Here is a 22540-nt window from a genome sequence, read left to right as displayed (position 1 = left end):
GGAGGGGGAGGCCACCTCCAGGCTGCAGCTCTGCGCCAAGACAAGCTCAAGAAGAATTAGGGAAAGCCAGCATGAACACCAGCAACGTCAAACGCTACGCCCCCAAGGCACGCACCGCCTTTATCGCCGCGATGACCAAGCGCGCTGCGCTGTTTGGCATCCGCGAGTCTAGTATCCCCAGCATGGGTATCGTGCCAGTGGAGCAGAAGGGCGATCTGGCCTTGATTGGCGACCGGCCTTTCCCGGCCAGCATCATCCGCCCGCGTGCGGCCTTGGTGAAAAAAGTCGAGCAAATGGGTTTTGCTCAGGCCATGGAGCAGGCAGCCTACAGCTGGTTCAACCGCCTCTGCGCGCTGCGCTTCATGGAAGTCAAAGGCTACCTCGACCACGGCCGCCGCGTGCTCAGCTCCGCCGATGGCAGTGCCGGCATGCCGCAGATCCTCGAAGACTGCCTGGACATCGAACTCGAAGGACTCGACAACGCCCGTATCACCGAGCTCAAGCTCGACGGCAACAAGGATGAAGAGCTCTACCGCGAACTGCTCCTCGCACAGTGCCACGCCCTGCACCAGGCCATGCCCTTCCTGTTCGAGGCGGTGGACGATGCCCTGGAGCTGCTGCTGCCCGACAACCTGACCAAAACCGACTCACTGATCCGCGAGCTGGTCGCCGCCATTCCCGAAGAGGATTGGCACAACGTCGAGATCATCGGTTGGCTTTATCAGTTCTACATCAGCGAGAAGAAAGACCAGGTCATCGGCAAGGTGGTCAAAAGCGAAGACATCCCCGCTGCCACCCAGCTGTTCACCCCCAACTGGATTGTCCAGTACCTGGTGCAGAACAGTCTTGGCCGTCAGTGGCTGCAGACCTACCCGGACTCGCCGCTGAACAGCAAAGAGAGGATGCCCTACTACGTCGCCCCCGGCGAACAGCCGCCCGAGGTACAGGCACAACTGGCCGCCAGCACGCCGGAGAGCATCGACCCGCAAACCATCAAGGTACTCGACCCCGCCTGCGGCTCCGGCCATATCCTGGTCGAGGCCTACAAGCTGCTCAAGGAGATCTACACCGAGCGCGGCTTCCGCAGCCGCGACATCCCGCAGCTGATTCTGGAAAACAACCTGTTCGGCCTCGACATCGACGACCGTGCCGGCCAGCTCGCCGGCTTCGCCCTGATGATGCTCGCCCGCGAGGACGACCGGCGGATATTCAGCCGCGAGCTCAAGCTCAACGTGCTGGCCCTGCAGGAAAGCCGCCACCTCGATCTCGTCAGCCTCTGGCAGGCGCTGAACCTGACCAGCGACTGGCAGCGCGGTCAGTCACAGGGCCTGTTCGAAAGCGAACAGAGCAACCTTGCCGCCGCCCAGGCCGACAACCGCTACCAGTTGCTCAGGAGCACGCTGCAGCGCTTTACCCAGGCCAAGACTTTCGGCTCGCTGATCGAGGTCCCCGCAGAGGACGCAGCCCCCCTCGCCGAGCTGCTGGCACAACTGCGCGAACTGACCAGTGCCGGCGACTCCATGCAAAAGCCGGCCGCCGAAGCGCTGCTGCCCTACGTACAGCAGGCCTGGATACTCGCCCAGCGCTACGATGCGGTGGTCGCCAACCCGCCCTATATGGGCAGCAAGGGCATGAATACCGACCTCAAGGACTTCGCCAAGAAGGCCTATCCCAATAGCAAGTCGGACCTCTTTGCGATCTTCATGGAGCGCGCCTTCGCCTTGCTCAAGCCACAGGGCTTCAACGCCCAGATCAACATGCAATCGTGGATGTTCCTATCCAGCTACGAACAACTGCGCGAGTGGCTGCTGAAGCACACCACCATCATCACCATGGCCCACCTGGGCGCGCGGGCCTTCGATAGCATCAGCGGCGAAGTGGTCTCGACGACCGCCTTCGTCATCAAGAATGCTGCCTACCTCAATTATGCCGGCGCCTACATCCGACTGGTGGATGGCAAGTCGGAGGCGGAGAAGAGCAGGATGCTGCTTGAGGCCATTCACTGATGGCCACGCTATGGCCCCCGGCCTCGCGTGGCGCATTGCCTATACCCAATCAGATACGTCAGCGGATGAAACTCAGTTAGTCAGGGGGACCAAAGATGCCTAGCAAAGAAACCAAGCAGCTCAATACGCTCAAAACTAGAGATGATCATAGGCCTATTGAGTTCACCGTTGACGGTGACAAGTTCAAGCTGCAGGCAGGTATGGAATCCTCCTGGCTGAACACCGAAGAGTTTGGCCACAAGGAGTTGCGTAGCCGCATCGAACCCTGGCTGACGTCACTGTTCCAGTCGGAGCACCTTTCGCTGCTGGCCGGCTCGGGCTTGACCCACGCGGTGCATTACATGGCCGCCGAGAAAAGCGCCGCCGGCATGGGCTCCCTGACGCTGAGCAACCATCAGTCCGAAATCGATCAAGCTGCAGAGAAAGCTGCGGAAGCGGCTGGACGCAAGAAGGGCAATCTGGAAGATCAGCTGCGCGTTGCCAACGAACTGCTACGCGGCCTGGAGATTCTGCAGAAGGGCTCCGAGGTCGAAGACTTGCGCGAAGAACTTCAAACCGGCATGCAGGCCTTCGCGCAGTCAATTCTGAGCAGCGAAGCGGGAATTGCCACGGCGGAAGAAGGCAAGCGAGAGCAAGCGTTCAATACCCTGGTCACTTTCCTCATGAGCTTTGCCAGCCGCACCGGGGTGCGCGACCGACTGAACATCTTTACCACCAACTACGACCGGCTGATCGAGGCCGGGGCGGAACTCGCCGGGCTGCACCTGCTGGATCGATTCTTGGGCAACCTGATGCCGATCTTCCGCTCTTCGCGGCTGGACCTAGACATGCACTACAACCCGCCCGGCATACGTGGCGAGCCACGTTACCTGGAGGGCGTGGCGCGCTATACCAAGCTGCATGGTTCGGTGGACTGGGTGCAGGCAGGCAAGGACATCCGCCGCATCGGCCTGCCGTTTGGGGCTGAAAGCGTCGAACCCTATTTGCAGGCGCCGAGCCTTGGCAGGGCCACAGCCCATCAGCTGATGATCTACCCCAACGCCGCCAAGGACAGGGAAACCGCCGACTACCCCTACGTGGAGCTGTTTCGTGATCTCGCGGCGGCCGTATGCCGCCCAAACAGCACGCTGGTGACCTACGGCTACAGCTTTGGCGACGAGCATATCAATCGCGTGATTCGTGACATGCTCACTATCCCCTCAACGCATCTGGTCGTGATCTCGTATGACGATCCGCTCGGCCGCATCATGCAGACCTACCGGGAGATGGGCAGACCGTCGCAGATCAGCTTGCTGATCGGCCCCGCCTTGGCCGATCTGCCCACACTGACCGAGAACTACCTGCCCAAGGCCGCCATAGACAAGACAACCTTCCGCATGAGCGAACTGCTCAAGCAGCGCATGGGCACCGAGCAAGCCCCAGCCAAGCGTCCCGCCACTGAAGCAGGCGCCTTCGATGGGAGCGATCTGGAATGAGCCTGTCACCGCTGGCTTATGCCGACTCCCTGCGCATCGGCACCATTGACTTCGTCTCCCCCGACGAAATCAAGGTCCTGATAGACATCGAGGCCCCTGACGGCGTGGCGCTCAATACCGGCACGCCGCGCCCGTTCCCGCGCATCAACGGTTATGTGCTGATTCCCAGCGACGATGGTCACCTGGTCGCCCAGGTCGAATGGATCACCATCGAGCGCTCGCAATACCCCAAGCGCAAGGGGATGCAGGACTTTGGCCTGGTGGACTTGCCATACCCCCTGCGCAAGATGAGCCTGAATCCGCTGGGTTGCCTGGTGTATGAAGGCAGCGGTGCAGACGGCAAGGAAATCTACCGCTTCCGGCGCGGAGTCGAGAGCTACCCTACCGTCGGCGATGCGGTGCTGCTACCCACGCAAAACCAGCTGCGCGCCATCGTGGAGTCGGGAGACAACCGCCGCGTGCTGATCGGCACCAGTCCCCTGGCTGCCAATGCCAAGGTGATGGTCGATCCCGACCGGCTTTTTGGTCGCCATCTGGCCGTGCTGGGCAACACCGGCAGCGGCAAATCCTGCTCGGTCGCTGGACTGATCCGCTGGTCGATGGAGGAAGCTCGAAAAGCCCGCTGCGGAGCGGATCCAAATGCCCGCTTTATCGTGCTCGACCCCAACGGCGAGTATGCCAATACCTTCCGCGACATGAGCAAGGTACGGGTCTATGCCGTTGAGCCCAGCGAAGGCGTCGAACAACTGCAAGTACCCCTGTGGTTCTGGAACAGCGCGGAGTGGAGTGCGTTCACCCAGGCCAGTGCCAAGGCCCAACGACCAACTTTGGTACAGGCGCTGAGATCCGTTCGCGATGGAGTGTTCACTGCAGCGGTCACACCCAGCCATGAGATGCGCCGCTATCTGCGCACTCTGGTCAGCATTCTGCAGTTGGAGCGCAATGCGGGTAGCCCATGGGCGAAGTTTCCTCATCCCAAGAACTTCCTAGAGAAGCTCAAGAAATGGCAGGAGGGGTTAGGCGATCAGGACTCCTTTACTGACGACGAAAAGACGGTACTGGGTGCCGTTAGGGACAAACTCGCGGTTTTAATCAACGCTCGTGGCGGTCAATACCCCACTTATGAATTCACGCGCGGCGAGATTGACGAGCTTCTGTCGCTGCTTCAGGCAGCGCACGCCATCTTCGGGGGTAGCGACACCGATATCCTGCCTATCGATGCCGATGTGCCGCGTCAATTCACGGGCGATCAACTGTTGAGAAGCCTCGAAGCCACGGCGGAGCTACTCGGAGTGTCCGAGTACGTCGAGACCATGCAGATGCGCATCCGCACCATCCTGTCGGACAATCGCATGAAGGTCGTTTCAGGTGATGCCAAGGACATGACGCTGGATGAGTGGTTACGGAACTATATCGGCGACAGCCAGGCCTCCAATGGCTCCGTCACCGTTATCGACCTCTCGCTGGTGCCTGCCGAAGTCGTGCATATCATCACGGCAGTGATCGCGCGCATGACGCTGGAAGCCCTACAGCGCTATCGCAAGCTGCACCATGGCAAAACCCTACCCACCGTGCTGGTGATGGAAGAGGCGCACACCTTCATCAAACGCTACAAAGACGACACGGAAAACCAAAGCTCGGCCGCCATCTGCTGCCAGGTATTTGAAAAGATCGCCCGCGAAGGGCGCAAGTTCGGGCTGGGCCTGGTGCTGTCCTCTCAGCGCCCTAGTGAGTTGTCGCCCACCGTGCTTTCCCAGTGCAACAGCTACCTGCTGCACCGTATTAGCAACGACCGCGACCAGGAACTGGTGCACAAGCTTGTGCCCGACAACCTGCGTGGCCTGCTGCGCGATTTGCCCTCGCTCCCCTCCCGCCACGCCATTCTGCTCGGCTGGGCATCTGAGCTGCCGGTATTGGTGCAGATGAATGCGCTGCCCGAGCATCACCGACCGAAATCGGACGATCCGGATTTCTGGGCGGTATGGTCAGGAGAAGGCCTAAAAGAAGACCTTATCTTCGGCGGCTTGGAGGAAAGAACCGTCGACTGGCAGAAGATCGCTGATGACTGGCAGCAGGTCTCTTCTTTGACAGACAGCGCCGAAAATAGTGAGCCGGAGGCAGATCCTGATGGGCTTTAGCCCCAACTACGGCGACAGCCGCATCCGCGCCCCCTACAAGGACCGCTGGAAACGCGACCTGTTGCGCGTCAAGGACGGCAACCACGACTACTGCATCACCGGCGAGATCGAGGCTCTGGCCCTGCGCCAGTTCCAGTTTAGTCACCGCTCGCCGGCCAAAGACTTCAAACCCGTACCGGACGGGTTCAACCAGGATATGGCGCACGCACGCGCAGCATTACCCATAGGGGAACAGGCATGAGCCAGGAACAGAACAAGGATATGAGCCAGTGCCTCTACCGGGCTTCAGCTGCGGATTTTATGAAGATTCCGGGGAATCCAGTGGCGTATTGGCTTACCCCTCAGTTTCTAACAAACTTTGAAAAGCTGCCTCGTCTAGGAAGATTTTTCTCAACTAGGGAGGGACTTACGACTGGGAGCAATGCGACTTTCTTACGCCAGTGGTTTGAGGTCTCTCTGTCAAAATCATCATTTCCGGGGAATACAAAAGACGCTGCGAGATGGCTCGCCTACTTAAAAGGCGGGGAATATCGACGCTGGGCGGGTAACAACGAATATCTCATTGATTGGGAAAATGAAGGTGAGAGAATTCTTAATTTCATTGACCCGCTAACGAAAAGAATAAGGTCGCATAATTACAATGGGGAATGGGCACTTAAGCCGGGAATAACTTGGTCTAGCGTGTCGGGGGAGAGTTTTTCAGTTAGAAATGTTTATGGCGGCTATATGTTCGATACTACAGGGTCAATGGGCTTTGTAAGTGCGGACATTGATCAACTTGAAGTGGCTGCCTATTTGAATAGCGTGGTGGCTACGGAGTATATGAAGGTGCTTTCCCCGGCCGTTCGCTTTCAGCCTGGGCACGCCCTTAATTTACCATTTTACAAGCGCCCCACTTCAAGGGTGCGTGAAATTGCCGCAAGAAATATTGCATTGTCGCAATCCGACTGGGACTTCTTCGAAACATCTTGGGATTTCACCGCCCCCCCCTTACTAAATATAGATGCCCGCCAGCAGGCGCTTGAGACAACTTACCAAAACCTTCGCACTCACCAGCGCGAGATGACGCAGGAAATGCTGCGCCTGGAAGAAGAAAACAACTGCCTCTTTATCGACGCCTATGGCCTGCAGGATGAACTGACATCCGGAGTCCCGCTGGAAGAAATCACCCTCACCTGCAACCCTCACTATCGCTATGGGGGCAACAAAAGCGAGGAAGAACTGGAAACCATGTTTCAGTGCGACACCATGGAGGAGTTGGTGTCCTATGCCATCGGCTGCATGATGGGCCGCTACTCGCTGGACAAGCCGGGCCTGATCCTCGCCAGCCAGGACGAAACCTTGCAGGACTACCTGCGCCAGATCCCTACGCCACGCTTCGCTCCGGACGACGACGCCATCCTGCCGCTCACCGACCAGGAGTGGTTCGCCGACGACGCCACCAACCGCTTCCGCGAACTTATCCGCGTGGTCTGGGGCGATGAGCAGCTGCAGCAGAACCTCGATTTCGTCGCCGAAAGCCTGTGCCTGCACGCCATCAAACCGAAGAAGGGCGAGGCCAGCCTAGACACCATCCGCCGCTACCTGAGCACCCAGTTCTTCAAGGACCACCTGCGTACCTACAAGAAACGCCCCATCTACTGGCTGTTCAGCTCCGGCAAGCACAAGGCCTTCGAGTGCCTGGTTTACCTGCACCGCTACAACGACGGCACCCTGGCGCGAATGCGCACCGAATACGTCATCCCCCTCAGTGCCAAGCTGAGCAGCTACGCCGCCAAACTGGAAAATGACATCGAAGCCAGCAACAGCACCGCCGAAAAGAAAGCCCTGGAAAAGCAGCTTTCAACCCTGCACAACCAACAAGCCGAACTCGCCACTTTCGATGAAAAACTCCGCCACCACGCTGACCAACGCATCAGCCTGGATCTGGATGACGGTGTGAAGGTGAACTACGGCAAGTTTGGCGATTTGTTGGCTGAAGTGAAGGCGGTAACGGGGGGCGCTGCAGATGATTGAGATCACTCCGGCGCTCAGGGAACAAGTCGGCTGCAAAGGACTCGGTGTCTCGCTTTTTTCTGCATTTGAACAGCAAGGAGTTGAGCAAGTGCATGGCTACCTGGCTAATGTGCTTGAAGATTGCAGAGTAGAGCCTTGCATTAACTCAACTTCTTCGAGAATCATTCGGTCGATCAATAACGCACTGAGCTCACTGGTTCGGGGCGATAGTCTGGATGCATGGAGCGGTTCCGAGCTAAGAGCAGCCTGCGAAGCTCATCCCGAGCTTACCTTCGGCCATCCAGAGCGAAGCAAAAGGTTGGCAAGCCAAGCCTCGAAGATCGTTGAAGTTGAAGCCTTTGGCCATTTGGCAAATGCTTTTCACGGATGCTCAGTTATTCACATTCGTGAGCGCGGAGGCCGTGGCGGTAAGACGCCGGATTTTAAGATCGGAAATGATATCTATATTGAGGTTTATTGCCCTGATGAACACAATCCAGAAAGAGATCGAGTAGAGAACGAGCTCGACGCTCAGCATGGATGTGTGAAGATGGTGATCTCTCGCCCGGTGACCGGATCGGCATCTTTGGCGAAGAAATATGCCACTAACCAAACCATTGCGCGCGTTGTTGGTGCTAAAAGGGATAATGACCAGACTGTCCTTGGGTGTAAAAACATTCTTTGGCTTGATGTGAAGCACAAGCTCCAACTCATGACCTGCGACACGGCTCCTATCCAGTCGGTCACCCATGGAGAAAATGCGTACATTGGCTGCTTTGGTCTTTGGCATGCCTTCTATGGAAAGATCGGGGAGAGCATTTTTCCAAAAGAACGCTACAGCCTCAAATATGATGGTTGCCTAGATCAAGACACATACCTACAGAAAGACAAAGACGGACTTTTTAGAGAGCGCCCTTACATGTCTGCTGCCGTCATTTCCTGTGTGGATGGCAACGTCATGTTTTTGAATCCGTGGTGTGAAACTCCCCTTAGTCGAAACGATATCCTCGCATTGCTCCGGCTATACCACTTCAGGCCTGAATACTCTTTCATTTGTCCAGAAACGCTTTCACAAGAAATTTCAGCGCAGGAAGAAAAAATCAAGCTCCTGCTGGATCCGCAGCGAATATGCGCCTCTTATGACGCTGCCGACTAGGGATTAATTTGATGGATACGCAACAACTAACCCAAGGCCTGCGGCAGGCTTTTTTCGCGGAAAACCACCGCATCGTCTTCTGGTACGACCCTGAGCAGAGTTTTGTGAGCGAGCTGGGGCAGCTCGATCTGCCCGATGTTCAGGTGCTGAACATGCAGGGCGAGTCCACCTTCGGCATCAAACTCAAGCTGGAGCTTGAGGATGCCGAGGGCAAGTATCTACTGTACTTCCCCTGTGCCGAGCCGGATGCCAATGATGATTGGCTGCTGGATATCAAACTGTACTCGCGCAGTTTTTATGCGGACAAGGTCTCGCTGATCTTCAACGACCTGGGTCTGCAACAGCAGAGTTTGCGTGAGCACCTTGCTGCTCGTGATCGCTTCCTCAGCAACAAGAATCGCTTGGCCAGCCTGAAAAGATTGATCCAGCCAAGCGACACTGAACAGGCGCTGGATCTGGCGATGATAGCCGTGGTGTTGGGGGCTAACGCTAGTGACATCATGGCGCTGCTCTGCACCCTGGCAGGGGCAGTGGTAAGTGATGACCTGGGCCTGGAGCAGAGTCCCCCGGTTATCGATGAGCTGTACAAATTCGGCCTGATGCCGGCGTTGCTCCTGGCTCTGCGGGATGAAGTTGGCTACCCGGCCAGTGTTGAGGAAATCAATGGCGAAAAGCCGTTCAGCTTCGGACATTTCCTGATTCGTCTGCTGGCCACTGGTTTCTGCGAAAGTATCGGCGACATCCCAAGCTGGGCGTCTGCTATTGCCATCCCGTCTGCCAATGCTCGGGCGACTTCTCGGGCGCTGCTTTCGCGTTGGAGGGATAGCTCGCGTTACTACAAGGCTTACGATGAAATATCCAGCTGGGTCGCCGAGGCTCTGCATATCGGGCAGAAGATCGGTGAGATTCCGTTGGAAACGCTGGCCAATGTCGCCACCTTCGAGGCCGTCGAGCGGCAGATCATCGTCGATCTGAGTAAGGCCATTCCGGAGTCGGATCCGCGCGACCTAGGCCTATTCTCGAAGATCATTTCCGAGCGCTTGGATAACTACTGGGCCTCGCGTCACAAGGACGACGAGATCCGCCGCAAGTACCGCCTGCTCTACTCCGCGCTGTCAGCGGCGATTGATCTGTTCAGCCTGCGTCAGCAGTATGCCGCTGGATTCCACTTTGCCAGTACCGAAGCAATCTACAAGGCCTATGAAAGCGAGCTGTATCGCTTTGATAGGGCTTATCGCCACTATTTTGCGGCCTCCCAGCGCGCTCATGTAGAGCTGCTGAAGAAGCTCGATGAAGCCGTCGAGCAATGTTACGCCTACTGGTACCTCGACCAACTGGGCCGAAGCTGGGGCGACAAGGTAGAGGCCGAGCAACGGCTGGAGCACTGGAGGATCGCCGGAGTACCCAGCCAGCAGAACTTCTTCGATCATTCGGTGCAGCCACAATTTGGGAAGAACCGCAGTAAGCGCCTGGTGGTGATCATCAGCGACGCCTTCCGCTATGAGGCTGCGGTTGAACTGCGTGACCGCATCAACGAAAAACGCTACAGCGAGGCAAACCTCGCCAGTCAGCTTGGCGTGCTACCCAGCTACACCACATTGGGCATGGCCTCGCTACTGCCACACAACACCCTGGAGTATCGGGAAGGGGCCGTCGATACGGTGTTCGCAGATGGGCAATCCACCGCCGGCACAGTGCAGCGCGACAAGATCCTTGCTCAGCACAATGGCATGGCCGTGACGGCCGACCAGGTCAAAGCCTGGTCACGAGATGAAGGCCGAGAAGCAATGAAAGATCAGCAACTGGTCTACGTCTATCACAACGTCATCGATGACCGTAGCGACAATGGCGGCCCGTCCGAGTCGGACACATTCCACCATGTGGAGGTGGCCATTGAGGAACTGACTGAGCTGACTCGCAAGATCCTCATGCACTTCAACACCAGCACGGTGCTGATTACCGCCGACCATGGTTTTCTGTTCCAGCAGAGCAAGCTGGAGGTCGCTGACCGCACATCGCTTGCTGAGAAGCCCGAGAACACTATCAAGAGCAAAAAACGCTACGTCATCGGGCACACCTTGCCCGCAGCAAAAGATGTGTGGCAGGGCTCCACCAGGCAGACAGCAGGTACAACCTCGGATACCCAATTCTGGATTCCAAAAGGCGCGAACCGCTTCCACTTCGTTGGCGGTGCGCGTTTTGTACATGGCGGTGCCATGCCCCAGGAGATTGTTGTGCCGGTGCTGACGGTCAACCAGCTGCGCGGCGAGAAGGCCGAGAAGCGCACCAAGCGCAAGGTGGGGGTGATTTCACCGAAGTCAGTGCTGAAGATGGTGACCAATATCCAGCGCTTCGACCTGATCCAGACCGAGTCGGTAAGCGAACAGGTACTCCCAGTCACCGTGGCGGTCGCCATTTACGAGGGTGAGCAGCCGATATCGAGTGAGGAGGTCGTGACCTTCGATTGTTCCACTGACTCGATGAACGAACGCATGAAGCAGGTGCGCCTGTCTCTGCTCGGCAGTGACTTCGACCGCAAGAAGGACTACTTCCTGGTCATCCGTGACAAAGACCTCCATACGGAGTTGGAGCGCTACAGGGTCACCATCGATTTGGCCTTCACCGACGACTTTTTTTGAGAGCATGACACGCAATGGACACCTATCAGGACAAAGACCTGGACCAGCTTCTCAATGAGCACTTTGCCGGCCGCGTGGTGCGCAAAGACCTGACCAAGCTGATCAAGGAAGGCGCTAACGTCCCCGTCTATGTGCTCGAATATCTGCTGGGTATGTATTGCGCATCGGATGACGCCGAGGTCATCGAGCAGGGCCTGAAGAACGTCAAGACCGTGCTGGCCGAAAACTATGTGCGTCCTGACGAGGCCGAGAAGGTTAAATCTCTTGTGCGCGAGCGCGGTACCTACAAGGTGATCGACCGGGTAACCGTGCGGCTCAATGAGCGTAAGGACCGTTACGAGGCCTCTTTCAGCAACTTGGGCATCAAGGATGCTGAGATTTCTGCCGGCATCGTCAAGGAATACGAGAAGCTGCTGGTCGGCGGGATCTGGGTAATTGCCACCTTGAGCTACTACCACGAGGAGGGCCAGAACGGCTCTCCCTTCGGAGTGACGCTGCTCAAGCCGATCCAGATGCCGAACATGAACATGCAGGAGCTTTTCTCAGGCCGGGCGGCACTGACCACTGAGCAGTGGCGTGAGGCTCTGATTCGCTCCATCGGCATGGAGCCCTCGACCTTGGATGAGTCCGTGCAATGGCACTTGCTGGCTCGCATGGTTCCCTTCGTCGAGAACAACTACAACGTCTGCGAGTTGGGGCCGCGTGGCACGGGCAAGAGCCATATTTACAAGGAGTGTTCGCCCAACAGCATGCTGGTGTCCGGTGGGCAGACTACGGTGGCTAACCTGTTCTACAACATGAGCAGCCGGCGCATCGGCTTGGTCGGTCTGTGGGATGTTGTTGCCTTCGACGAAGTGGCTGGTATCAACTTCAAGGACAAGGATGGCGTCCAGATCATGAAGGACTTCATGGCCTCCGGATCCTTTGGCCGGGGGCGTGAGCAGATGGAGGCCTCGGCCTCGATGGTTTTCGTTGGCAACATCAACCAGAGCGTAGAGTCTCTGGTAAAGACTAGCCATCTGCTGGCTCCCTTCCCGGAGCAGATGATCGACTCGGCCTTCTTCGACCGCTTCCATGCCTACATCCCTGGCTGGGAGATTCCCAAGATGCGCCCGGAGTACTTCACCAATAGGTACGGCCTGATCGTCGACTACCTGGCAGAGTTTTTCCGCGAAATGCGCAAGCGCAGCTTCGCCGATGCCATCGATAAGTTCTTCAAGCTTGGCAACAATCTCAACCAGCGCGACGTGATCGCGGTACGCAAGACCGTTTCCGGGCTACTCAAGCTGCTTTATCCCCATGACCAGTTCACCAAGGAAGACGTGCGGCAGTGCCTGGAGTACGCCTTGCAGGTCCGCCGTCGGGTCAAGGAGCAGCTGAAGAAAATCGGTGGCATGGAGTTTTACGATGTCCACTTCAGCTACATCGACAATGACACGCTGGAGGAGCACTTCGTAACGGTAAAGGAGCAGGGGGGCGGGACGCTGATCCCTGAAGGCCAGAGCAAGCCTGGTTTCATTCACACTATCGGCTTGAGCGGAAAAGGTATGCCAGGGCTGTACCGCCTTGAGCTACAGGTCACCAAAGGCTCTGGAAAGCTCGCCACCTCTGGTCTCTGGAATTCCAGCATTGCCAAGGAGCAGGTGAAGATTGCCTTTGACTACTTCAAGGCAAATGCTTCGCGCATCAGTGCCTCGGCCAGGGTTCTAGAACATGATTTCCACCTGCATGTGGTGGAATTGCAAAACACTGGTCCGCTGACCCACATGGCGCTCGCTAGCTTGGTGGCTTTCGCCTCAGGCTTGCTGGGGCGTCCTGCCCAGGGGCAGATGGTTGTACTTGGCGATATGAGTCTGGGTGGCAACATCACTCCAGTGGAAAGTATCGCGGAGTGTCTGCAGGTGGCTTTCGATGCAGGCGGCAAGCGGGTCGCGTTGCCTATGAGCAGCGCGGTGGATCTGCCAACAATTCCCCCAGAACTGTTTACCAAGTTCCAGACGAGTTTTTACGCGGATCCCGTCGATGCGGTGATCAAGGCTTTAGGTGTGGATTGAGCTTCGAGCTTCAGATTTGTACCAAGTAACGATGAGGCTGCTATCAAGGCTATGGCGTACAGGGGCCGCCTCTCCTGGGATCAGTGGTGATGACGGTCTGCAGGTAAATTGAAACGGCCGCTAGGCAAGGGCTTTGTCGCCGCTGGAGGTGCTGCTCGTGAAGCATATTGTTGTTTTGCCGAGTGAAACGGTCGCAGACATTACCTGTGATGTGTGTTGTCAGAGTACTCACGTTGAAGGTCATGGTTTCCAGTTTGGAACCCTTCAGGCTCATTGGGGGTATGGCTCCAAGCATGATGGCGAGCGTTATGAGGTGCATCTCTGTGAGGCCTGCTTTTTCCGCGCGCTGAGTGGTCTCCGCCGCGAGCGCATGGTCAACACCATGTTCGATGAGAATCCCGATAGGGCTGACGATGAGTTCGGCCTTGTGCAGCGGAGCGAGTTCTGGAAAGACAACTGAGCTCGGTTCAGATGGGACTATGGATACGGGCAGGATATGGGGCGTTAGCCTCGCAGATGTGATGCAGCAGAGAAGATCACGTGGTTACTAATTCGACTGCCGAGAGACTGACTCGCTGAGGTTGAGTACGTGCGATCTCCCTCCACTCGGTACTGGTGCCCAAGCTCGCTACCTTGTGCATCACGAATTGAAAGAACCTCCAGTAACGGCTCCATCAACCAGCGACCAACCTCGTTCGTATGCCCAGGACTCACAAGATACGCCTGCTCCAGCCAGGCGTGCTCAGTCTGCGCAGCTATGACCTGTTCCAGCAATGGAACCGAGGGAACCATTAGCATGCTTCGAAAGGCCTGGTTTCCATCGTCCTCAACGATCTGCAAGTAGAACCAGGGCCAGGTCATCTCTAGCTCGACATATGACCAGAACTGCACGCCATCTGGCGCTGTTGAGAGCCCAGGAAGCAGTTCCGCATTCCGACTGGTTTTGAACACGAGGCAATTTCCTAATGAGAATTTTGCTTGATTGATGAACAATATATTTTGTAGTCATATATTGTTCAATCGCGCTTCATCGTCCCATTTTGCGGAGCAGCAAAATGGAAGTCCGGGATTCGTTCGGGAAGGCGTTGAGGTTCGTGCGACAGCGTAGGGGGCTGACACAGGAAGATTTCTCACTCGTTAGCAGTCGTACCTTCGTAAGCATGCTGGAGCGCGGGGCAACGAGCCCGACTCTCGAAAAGCTCGATAGCCTCTGCACGGTGCTCGACATTCATCCGGTCACCCTCTTGGCCCTGACCTACTTGCTTGGATCCGAAGCTCCTGAAAGTTTTGAGCAGCTCTTGGAGAAGGTTGGTGAGGAATTGAGAGATCTAGTCGAACCTGACTGATTGCTCAGCGGGGCTGTGTGAGGAGGCGGTTCCGTGACCGCACAGTGAGTGTTGACCTTGCTGTCCCTCTGTGTTGTTGGCGCTGATGGAAAATTGGGGGTCATATGTCCGTCGCGCAAGCAATTTTGAATCGAGTCAAGCACATGCCAAAGGGGAGGCCCTTTGTCGGCGCGGTGTTCGCGCAGGTTGGTTCCCGTGCGTCGATTAATAAAGCGCTTTCTAGACTGGTGCAATCAGGCACGCTGGAGCGAGTGGCTCGCGGTGTCTACATGCGCCCTAAAACGAGCAAGTACACCGGTAGGGTGGTGCGCCCGAGTCCGCTGGCTGTCATGGAGGTCATCACGAAGGCGAACGGCGAGACGATCCAGATACACGGCGCGGAGGCTGTTCGGCGGTTGGGCCTCAGCACACAGATGCAGGTGTTGCCGACCTTTTACACCAGCGGATCTACTCGCGAGATCAAGGTTGGCAATGCGGTGGTTCGCCTCCGTCACGTATCCAAGGACCGCTTGCAGCACGCCGGCACGACGGTAGGTGTGGCGCTTACTGCTCTCTACTACATCGGGAAAGAAGGGCTGTCCGCTAATGTGGTTGCCAAGATTGTTAGTGCGCTGAGCGGCGAAGAGCTGATGAAGCTAAGGGCCTGCAAGATGCCGAGATGGATGCGATCGTCATTGAGCCTTGTGTGAGCGTACGTGGATGCGTCTTGCGTACTGGATCACTTTGGCCTCGATGGTGGTGATGTGGCGATTCAATCAGCCCCCCCCAGCATTTCACAAGAGAGGAGCCATTCGCTCTGATATGCGTGATCATCTCTGTCAGTCCTCCTTGTGCACTGTAGAATTAGTATGAGCTTTCTCTCTATCGACGTTGCTCTGCCTGCCCTTCGCTCAGCATTGGCAGAGCGAAATGAAGCTGTTCTTGAAGCTCCTCCAGGAGCGGGTAAGACAACCCGAGTTCCCCTCGCGCTATTGAATGAGACATGGCTTGGAACCCAAACCATCTTGATGCTCGAGCCGAGGCGTCTTGCTGCTCGAGCTGCGGCTGAGCGTCTAGCTAGCGAATTGGGTGAGAGAGTAGGTGAAACCATCGGGTACCGGATTCGCTTGGAAAGCAAAGTCGGTCCGAAAACCCGAGTTGAAGTCGTCACCGAGGGCATCCTGTCCCGTCGTTTACAAGAGGACCCCGCCCTCGACGGCGTTGGGATTGTCATCTTCGATGAATACCATCTTCGTACGCTTGACGCAGATTTAGCCTTGGCACTTTGTCTAAACGGCCGTGAGCTTCTTAGGGACGAAAGCCAACCACTTAAGATCCTTCTGATGTCTGCAACGCTTGAGGGGAATCGTCTTTCTAAGCTCCTGAACGACGCTCCAATTGTGAAGAGTGACGGCCGTATGTTTCCGGTCACCACGTATTGGGGGAGACCTCATCAATTCGGTGAGTTCGTCGAGCAGCGCGTGATTCAGGTCTGTCTGCAGGCCCTATCTGAACAAAGCGGGAGCATCCTTGTGTTCCTTCCCGGTCAGGCTGAAATACGCCGGGTTAACGAGCAGTTGAAAACTCAACTGAAGGACCAAGATAACATTATGCTTTGTCCGCTCCATGGCGAACTTGACCTGTCGTCCCAGCGAGCAGCTATCGAACCCGCGCCACAAGGCAAACGCAAAGTAGTGCTTGCCACCAACATAGCCGAAACGAGCTTAACCATCGACGGCGTTCGCGTCGTAGTGGACGCTGGACTAGCACGCGTGCCGCGTTTTGACCCTGTCAGTGGTATGACTCGCCTGGATACGCAACGTGTTTCTCGAGCGGCAGCTACGCAACGTGCTGGCCGCGCAGGACGCCTAGAACCAGGTGTTTGCTATCGACTCTGGTCGGAATCGCAACATGACCAGCTTGCAGCATACGACGCTGCCGAAATTTTGCAGGCAGATCTATCTGGACTCGCGCTGCAGCTAGCACGATGGGGTGTGCAGCCTGACGATTTGGCTTGGTTAGATTCGCCTCCTGTAGCAGCTTATGCGCAAGCTCGTGATCTACTCACCCGGCTAGGAGCATTAGATGAGCGTGGTGTTATTACTGCCCATGGCCAAGCGATGGCTGAGTTACCTGCACATCCTCGAATCGCGCATCTGTTACTCCGTGGCCAGGCATTCGGGCTCGGTAACCTCGCCTGTAACATAGCGGCGCTGCTTGGAGAAAAAGATATCCTCCGCGGTAACGGCGCTGACCTTCATGATCGTCTTAGCGTATTGGGTAATGAAGCGTCCTCACGCGCCAGTCGAGGGGCTGTTCAACGAGCCCGTAAGCTAGCGAGGCAGTTCAGGGGATACCTACGCGGTCCGGTATCTGAACCTGTGGCAGACCCTGATCATCCACGGTGGCAAGGGGGGCTCCTGGCCTTCGCTTATCCAGATCGAGTGGCACGTCAGCGACGCGATGGTGGAGCCGAATACCGATTGGCAAATGGTCGTGCCGCACAGTTTGGCGAGCCTGACGCACTGATGAAAGAGCCTTGGCTAGTCATTGCAGACCTTGGGAGCAGACAAGGTCAGAGAGAGGAGCGCATCTACATTGCCGCAGCACTTGATCCCCAGCTATTCGACACTCTGCTTGCCGAGCAGGTAAGCCAGCGTGATGAACTCGAGTGGGACGAACGCGAGGGTGTATTGAAAGCCGAGCGTCAGCAGCGTGTGGGCGAGTTGGTATTGAGTCGAGCTGCCATTCCTAGGCTTGATGAAGAGGCTCGTTCTCAGGCATTGGTCGGGCTCGTACGTCGCAAGGGCATGGCGCTGCTACCGTGGACACCGGAACTTCGTCAGTGGCAGGCACGAGTGTCTCTTCTTCGTGATCTGGATCTCGAGCAAAAGGGTGAAAGTGAGTGGCCTGATCTGTCAGATAGCGCACTCCTGAGCTCACTTGAAGTGTGGCTGGGGCCATACCTGGGCAAAGTTAGCCGACTCAGTCATTTCGATAACTTGGATCTCTCCAGCATCCTCCTTGGGTTGCTGCCTTGGCCGTTACCTGCACGCCTCGATGAACTAGCCCCCAAAGCGCTGCAGGTGCCATCTGGCTCGCGCATTGCCATTGATTACTCAGAACATCCTCCCGTGCTTGCCGTTAGGCTACAGGAGCTGTTTGGCATGGCTGACACTCCTCGTGTAGCAGGGGGCCGACAGGGGGTGCTACTGCATCTACTTTCTCCAGCTCGCAGACCCGTACAGGTTACTCAAGATCTCGCCAGCTTTTGGGCCAATACCTACATTGAAGTAAAGAAAGATCTAAAGGGTCGATACCCCAAGCACTGGTGGCCTGATAACCCTATGGAGGCAGAGCCAACCGCTAGGAGTAAGCCTAGAAAGCAATGACTGCCGCCCGAGCGAAGCCAAGAAAAACCTAGAGATCGAGATAAGAAGCGACCGAGTTTACGTGGCGCGTGCCTTGGCAATTTCAAAATCTTCATTACGCAACTTCTTGAGCTTTTCAAGCTCTGTTGCGTACTCGGCAACAGGCATTCCTGCTTGTAAGTCGTTCAGAAGTTTCTCTTGGCTTTGGTCAAAGACTTCAATCGCCTTGATCATGTAAACCGAGGAAACCGTGGTTTGGTAGTTCGATACCTTCTCGAAGGCTAGGTGAATGTAGCGCTCTACAGAATCAGGACTCTGGTGGCCAGTCCACTGCATCACCTCTGCAACGAATTTTTTGCTGTCGAGTAATGCACGCCTGAAGTCATCTACGCTTTCAAGTTCATGCCTGTGGATGAGCAAAACAAACAAGTTAGTTATGAACGCGTGACGGAACATGTGTGCACAAATTGGCTCTTTGATCCCAGCATGATTCTTCAGTACGAAAACTTCATTTGAAATCGAGTCAGCGTTAAGCCTGGAGCCATTCTGGTCGGAGACAAACAGGAAGCCATGATCATTGGATTTTCTGAATTTGCTGATGAGCCTCTTTCGAGGAAAGTCTATGTACTTTTTCAACTCGTTCAGCAGCATCTTCGTGATGGGAATCATACGCTCTACACCCACCCCTCGCTTAAGAGTCTCAAGACGCAACATCGGAAACTCCATTGCTAGCGCAGCCAAGACGTCGCTGACTAAAATGTTTGCGATTTCACTACGCCGAGCACCTGTATGCTCCAGCAGGGAAATCATGACGTGGCGGCGCATCTGCAGATGTCTTGTTTTACCGAGGCTGTTGATGGCCTCCCTTAAACGGTCAATGTTCTGCGCCGTAATCGGATCACGCGTGCGTGGACGTCCGCCGGATAGTGAAAGCGAGTGATGGTGGACATAGTCCCTTTTTATAACTTTTCCTGAGCGGGTTTTGATTGTGGCTGTCTTATGAATCGTGCGAATTCTGCCGTTAGGCGAAACAAAGGCATTGTCGCCGTAGAAATGGCCAACGTGGCTCAAAAAGTCCAAGCAAACCCGGCCAACGTTCAATACCGTAGTCTCTGACTTCCTCTTATGTGTGGAGCCAGGCCTAAGCGCTTCTGTTCGAATTGAGCTGATGAAGCTGCTAAATCCATTGTCAGTCAACTCGATGAAATCTATATCATGGCGGAAACAGTAACGTATGAGCTGGCTGATTTTCGCCGCATAGTCCCCCATTGTGCCGCCTTTGCTGCCTTTTCTGGATAGCCCGGATTGACCGCCTCTCCCTGGTCTGTCTCGCAAGGCCAGCATATAAAGGTTCGCAAGCAAGCAAGGTCGTCCGTCAGGCCATACAATAAATGGCATGTTTGATCCATCTTTCGTAACAAGAGAGCCCAAGGCGTGATGGTCAAAGAGCTTTAGGTCGCTGACTGGCCTGAAAAGCTGCTTTATAGATGACGTACTCATTTACGGTACTTGTCGATTTTGGTGACTTTTCGATCATGCTCAATTGGCGGAAAATAATCGAAAGGTGGCGGGTTCATAGAGGCAATCATCGTCAGCGTCGTTAAAGCATCTTGCACACGCTTCTTGCGAAGCTTCTCGCTAGGCGTATCCCTGATAATTTTCAACTCGCCTATAGCGTACGATAAACCCTGTAGTAATATGAAGTTTATCTTTTGATGTTGCTCAAGGTCGCGCTCCATCTCATCTACACGCTTCGTTAGACCGCTTTTCGTACGTTTGTTGCTTTTTTGACCTCTATTATTGAAAGTGTCGATGCTGTCTTTGGCAGATAATCGAAGATAATTTATCTCTTCAAATCCGCGTTCAAATAGTTCGTTGGCGTACGTCTTAAGTGTATTTAAACTGACAGCCTTCGTCTGCTTGATACCTTCATCGTCTTCGAATTCGACTTCCAATGCGGCGATCCCGGCCTGGCTTTTAAGTGCCGAGATTAGTTCTACATTTTCAGCGAATATATGAGGTCTTGCAGCAACCTGCCTTAGAAAGTCTCGCAGGGCGCTTACAGCGCTTCTGCTATTTAATACCCGTGCGTCAGTCTTCATGGTTAACTCAATCTTTAATTTTTACGATAACGCGCATATGCTTCCCGGCGTTATCGACGAAAAACTCTGGCTCAATGCAAACCTCACCTTCCTGGATAAGATCCAGGATATGTTCTTCAAGCTCTTCAGTGTCGACTAGCGCAAAGTCGTCGGTACCATAGCGCGCTCGAAGTAGGTGAGCGAGCTGGGCGTAACTTTCAGTCCCTCCCTGATGAAGACTCTCGGCAACAAATTGAGCTTTAGCCCCGCGCAGAATCGTTCCGTCCAAGGTCTCGGTTATGTAGTTCCACAGGTGCTCAATATCAGTATGGCCAAGCATCCATTGCAGGGTCTCTAAACCACCGAAGCTGGCGGAGTGAAAGAACAGCATTGCAAAAAAACGACGTAGCTGGTGCTGGCGAATATAGTAACGTTCACCCTTATTGTTAATTGGGGTTTGGATGTAGTCGCAAAGAAAATCCAGGTTACGGTTGTAGCTATAAGAGGTGGGCTGAGAAAACCCAACGTCACCGCGAATTGAAGGTGTTGCAAACAAGTGACACATCTCTTCAATGTAACCCAGACGAACAAGAATTTTTTGCATTCGGATCAGGTTTTTAATCATCTGGACAGCTATAGGCTCAATTGGTCGTGCTTCCAGGTTTCTGAGTCCATAAAGACGGTAGGTGCTTTTGCGGTTGTAAAAATTCAACCATTGCTCAGTGGAGTCCAAGCAATTTGTGCAATGCAAATCTAGTAGCTCGCCAACTCGACGTGCAGTAATAGCACCGACAACTAATTGTACGGCTCCAATGTAAACTCCGATGAGCTCAAGTACGGCGCAGTTGGTGCGAAGTTTATTAAAATAACTCTCCTTGCTTTCTATTCTGATTCGCCCAAGTAATGAATCTTCATTGCGGAATGAGAGTCCAAATTGTCTCACGCCCAAGGCTGCAAGCTCCGGGCCTACTACATGTTGAAGTTCTTTGTCGGATAGTTCTCCAACTTTAATCTTGTGGATCTTGCAGTAAAGTATGAGTTTGCAAAAGCCGTTCACAATTGTCTTGCCATGCTTAAGGTGGAACTCTACGGAGTCTTTAAATGCACCAAACACCACGGCAGATGGAAGCGTCCTAAAACTGCCTGGGCTCGATAGATTAGCCTGGAATTTTAAGACCTCTATTAAATCGCTTACTGGCGGGGCAGGGATTCCAAGCTCATGCAGTCTTCCCATGCTATAAATAGATGCTTTATATCCATTAAAGGCAGTCGGTGTAATAGTTTTCCTTTCTCCCGTCGTTACTCGGACAGGTGGGTACTCACGTCTGAAGTCGGAGGCGGACTTGTAATAAGTTAAAATGTTTATAACTGATTTTGTTTCTGATTTTCCCTTGAGTGTTTTTTTATATATCACCTCTGATAGCATGGCTGAGTTGGGTGAGTTCCACCTTTGGTTCCCTTTCCTGTAATAGCCTTTAAGATAAAGAGCTGCGCGGATATTTGGAATTAGGTAAAGTTCTACATCCAGTTCATTTTCGTCCTCTTGGTCTGGGGTCACTATCTGCATTTCTGGTATGGCATCTAAAGTTTTACTGATCAGGTTTTGATCTGTGGATTCAAGAAGTTCCAAACAGTAGGATGACATCCGTTTGCGCCACCCATACACTGACTCAGATGTGTCCGGGTGATAGGTGAGCGTGGTTAATATTGACTTAAGGTTGTTCGAGGAAAGTCCAGCCAGCCCATAAGTGGAAAACTCATACTCGGCCGAATGCAGAAGCAAATAATCAATTACATGTACTGCTCTTGCAAAATTGATTGCTTGAGATTTAATTGAGTTGGAATCTGCGCCGCCACCAGCAACCTTCTCTGTAGCTGAGGTGAGCATGTATTTTAGGCCAGCAAGCAGATCGTTATTCTTTCTGTCTGTAAGAATACTTCCGTCATCAAGATCTACGCTCCAGTTGAGTGTTTTGTCGCGCTTATAGTCGAAGTTGTAGTGCCATACGTTGTCGTGAAAGCTACTCTTAAGCCAGTCTGCTCTTTGTAGCTTGCACTTGGAATCCACAAAGAAAGGGTTCAAAAAATTAAGCTCGTGCGGCATTTCCATAAATGAGTGACTCCATTTTTTTAGGGTTGCAGTGCGAAAGTGCATCGGAGAGATGTTGCTTAAGGAAACTCTGAAAAAGACTTTCTGATTTGGCAAAATACCGCGACCCCACCCACCGAGTTTCCCGATGAAGCAGATGACCTTCGCCGACGCCGAGTACGCTGGCAAGCGCAAGCAAACCCGCAAGGAG

General features: G+C 54.7%; 16 protein-coding genes. 12 read left to right on the top strand and 4 right to left on the bottom strand.

Annotated features, from left to right (window positions below):
• Nucleotides 1-71 precede the first annotated feature (71 nt).
• The 12 genes from pglX (L6D80_RS27895) to hrpB all read left to right on the top strand — a co-directional run bounded on the left by pglX (L6D80_RS27895) (nucleotide 72) and on the right by hrpB (nucleotide 18180).
• A complete protein-coding gene (gene pglX / locus L6D80_RS27895; protein WP_176516882.1) occupies nucleotides 72-2006 on the top strand; it encodes a BREX-1 system adenine-specific DNA-methyltransferase PglX in 1935 nt (644 codons plus the stop codon).
• A 95-nt stretch (nucleotides 2007-2101) separates the two neighbouring features.
• Nucleotides 2102-3481 (top strand): SIR2 family protein, encoded by a 1380-nt coding sequence (locus tag L6D80_RS27890; RefSeq protein ID WP_176516879.1) that lies wholly within the window; start codon nucleotides 2102-2104, stop codon nucleotides 3479-3481.
• Nucleotides 3478-5619 (top strand): ATP-binding protein, encoded by a 2142-nt coding sequence (locus tag L6D80_RS27885; protein WP_176516878.1) that lies wholly within the window; start codon nucleotides 3478-3480, stop codon nucleotides 5617-5619. Before L6D80_RS27890 ends, L6D80_RS27885 begins: the two co-directional genes overlap by 4 nt.
• Nucleotides 5609-5860: a hypothetical protein gene (locus tag L6D80_RS27880; RefSeq protein ID WP_236183089.1), complete on the top strand. Its 252-nt coding sequence runs from the start codon at nucleotides 5609-5611 to the stop codon at nucleotides 5858-5860. Before L6D80_RS27885 ends, L6D80_RS27880 begins: the two co-directional genes overlap by 11 nt.
• Nucleotides 5857-7635, top strand: coding sequence for a BREX-1 system adenine-specific DNA-methyltransferase PglX (gene pglX / locus L6D80_RS27875; RefSeq protein ID WP_176516876.1), 1779 nt, complete (start codon nucleotides 5857-5859; stop codon nucleotides 7633-7635). The genes L6D80_RS27880 and pglX (L6D80_RS27875) overlap by 4 nt, the downstream gene beginning before the upstream one ends.
• Nucleotides 7628-8770 carry a hypothetical protein gene (locus L6D80_RS27870; RefSeq protein WP_176516874.1) on the top strand — a complete coding sequence of 381 codons (1143 nt, stop codon included), beginning with the start codon at nucleotides 7628-7630 and terminating at the stop codon, nucleotides 8768-8770. Before pglX (L6D80_RS27875) ends, L6D80_RS27870 begins: the two co-directional genes overlap by 8 nt.
• A gap of 11 nt (nucleotides 8771-8781) precedes the next feature.
• Nucleotides 8782-11409 carry a BREX-1 system phosphatase PglZ type A gene (pglZ, locus tag L6D80_RS27865; protein WP_176516872.1) on the top strand — a complete coding sequence of 876 codons (2628 nt, stop codon included), beginning with the start codon at nucleotides 8782-8784 and terminating at the stop codon, nucleotides 11407-11409.
• A 14-nt stretch (nucleotides 11410-11423) separates the two neighbouring features.
• Nucleotides 11424-13463 carry a protease Lon-related BREX system protein BrxL gene (gene brxL / locus L6D80_RS27860; RefSeq protein ID WP_176516869.1) on the top strand — a complete coding sequence of 680 codons (2040 nt, stop codon included), beginning with the start codon at nucleotides 11424-11426 and terminating at the stop codon, nucleotides 13461-13463.
• A gap of 151 nt (nucleotides 13464-13614) precedes the next feature.
• The gene (locus L6D80_RS27855) at nucleotides 13615-13923 is read left to right on the top strand and encodes a hypothetical protein (protein WP_176516904.1); all 309 of its coding nucleotides are present in this window, start codon (nucleotides 13615-13617) and stop codon (nucleotides 13921-13923) included.
• Nucleotides 13924-14518: 595 nt separating this feature from the next.
• Nucleotides 14519-14809, top strand: coding sequence for a helix-turn-helix domain-containing protein (locus tag L6D80_RS27850; protein ID WP_019395877.1), 291 nt, complete (start codon nucleotides 14519-14521; stop codon nucleotides 14807-14809).
• A 104-nt stretch (nucleotides 14810-14913) separates the two neighbouring features.
• Nucleotides 14914-15498, top strand: a complete 585-nt coding sequence (locus L6D80_RS27845; protein WP_176516867.1) for a DUF6088 family protein — start codon at nucleotides 14914-14916, stop codon at nucleotides 15496-15498.
• Nucleotides 15499-15657: 159 nt separating this feature from the next.
• The gene (gene hrpB, locus L6D80_RS27840; protein WP_176516864.1) at nucleotides 15658-18180 is read left to right on the top strand and encodes an ATP-dependent helicase HrpB; all 2523 of its coding nucleotides are present in this window, start codon (nucleotides 15658-15660) and stop codon (nucleotides 18178-18180) included.
• Between the two features lie 57 nt (nucleotides 18181-18237).
• On the opposite strand, the gene L6D80_RS27835 is transcribed toward hrpB, so the two are convergent.
• The 4 genes from L6D80_RS27835 to L6D80_RS27820 all read right to left on the bottom strand — a co-directional run.
• On the bottom strand, nucleotides 18238-19557 hold the full coding sequence (locus L6D80_RS27835; protein ID WP_236183087.1) for a tyrosine-type recombinase/integrase: 1320 nt from the start codon (nucleotides 19555-19557) through the stop codon (nucleotides 18238-18240).
• 98 nt (nucleotides 19558-19655) lie between these two features.
• A complete protein-coding gene (locus tag L6D80_RS27830; protein ID WP_176516862.1) occupies nucleotides 19656-20261 on the bottom strand; it encodes a hypothetical protein in 606 nt (201 codons plus the stop codon).
• 7 nt (nucleotides 20262-20268) lie between these two features.
• Nucleotides 20269-22350, bottom strand: a complete 2082-nt coding sequence (locus L6D80_RS27825; RefSeq protein WP_176516860.1) for an integrase — start codon at nucleotides 22348-22350, stop codon at nucleotides 20269-20271.
• On the bottom strand, nucleotides 22328-22540 hold a 213-nt coding region (locus L6D80_RS27820), incomplete at its 5' end, for a hypothetical protein (protein ID WP_236183086.1). The genes L6D80_RS27820 and L6D80_RS27825, both read right to left, overlap by 23 nt.

Source organism: Pseudomonas ceruminis (assembly GCF_021602025.1).
In the GTDB taxonomy this organism is placed as follows: Bacteria; Pseudomonadota; Gammaproteobacteria; order Pseudomonadales; family Pseudomonadaceae; genus Aquipseudomonas; species Aquipseudomonas ceruminis.
The sequence above is the reverse complement of the archived record's forward strand: the minus strand, read 5'-3'. Positions and strand labels throughout refer to the sequence as shown.